Source organism: Pseudomonas sp. CFBP2511 (genome assembly GCF_030209255.1).
Taxonomy (GTDB): Bacteria; Pseudomonadota; Gammaproteobacteria; order Pseudomonadales; family Pseudomonadaceae; genus Aquipseudomonas; species Aquipseudomonas avellanae.
Genome location: NZ_JARVSI010000013.1, coordinates 1 through 1,044, shown reverse-complemented (window position 1 = coordinate 1,044; position 1,044 = coordinate 1). Strand labels below are relative to the sequence as shown.

Sequence of the window (1,044 nt, the reverse complement as noted above, 5' to 3'; positions counted from 1 at the left end):
GTGGCGATGGAAATCCTCCGTCAGCAGCCGGGGAAGCTGGACGCGATCTTTGTACCGGTCGGTGGCGGCGGCTTGATTGCGGGGATCGCAGCGTACGTGAAATACCTGCGGCCTGAGATCAAGGTCATCGGCGTCGAGCCCGACGACTCCAACTGCCTGCAAGCGGCGATGGCGGCGGGCGAGCGCGTGGTGTTGAGCCAGGTCGGGCTGTTTGCCGATGGCGTGGCGGTGGCGCAGATCGGTTATCACACCTTTGAAGTGTGCCGTCATTACGTCGATGAAGTGATCACCGTCAGCACTGACGAGATCTGCGCGGCGATCAAGGACATCTACGACGACACCCGCTCGATCACCGAGCCTGCGGGTGCGCTGGGTGTTGCAGGCATCAAGAAGTACGTCGAGCAGCGCGGCGTGACCGGCCAGACGCTGGTGGCCATCGACTCCGGCGCCAACGTCAACTTTGACCGCCTGCGCCACGTGGCCGAGCGTGCCGAACTGGGCGAAGGCCGCGAGGCGATCATTGCCGTGACCATTCCCGAGCAGCCGGGCAGTTTCAAGGCGTTCTGCGAAGCAATCGGCAAGCGCCAGATCACTGAATTCAACTACCGCTACCACACTGACCGTGAAGCCCATATCTTCGTCGGCGTGCAGACTCACCCGGAGAACGATCCACGCAGCGCGCTGGTCGCCAGTCTCACCGGGCAGGGTTTTCCGGTGCTGGACCTGACCGACAACGAACTGGCCAAACTGCACATCCGCCACATGGTTGGCGGGCATGCCGAGCGGGTCAACGATGAGGTGGTGTTGCGTTTCGAGTTCCCGGAGAGGCCGGGCGCGCTGTTCAACTTCCTCAACCGGCTGGGCGGGCGCTGGACCATCTCGATGTTCCACTACCGCAACCACGGGGCAGCGGATGGCCGGGTGGTGGCGGGTCTGGTGGTGCCCGAGGAAGAGCGGCACCTGGTAGGCGCGGCGCTGGACGAGATTGGTTATCGGTATTGGGACGAGAGCGAGAACCCGGCGTATCGGCTGTTTTTGGGCTGA

1 protein-coding gene is annotated in these 1,044 nt (G+C 63.5%); it reads left to right on the top strand.

Annotation, left to right across the window (positions count from 1 at the left end; all coding sequences use genetic code 11):
- A partial coding sequence (gene ilvA / locus QRN38_RS11630) for a threonine ammonia-lyase, biosynthetic (protein WP_285362414.1) occupies positions 1-1,044 on the top strand: 1,044 nt, incomplete at its 5' end.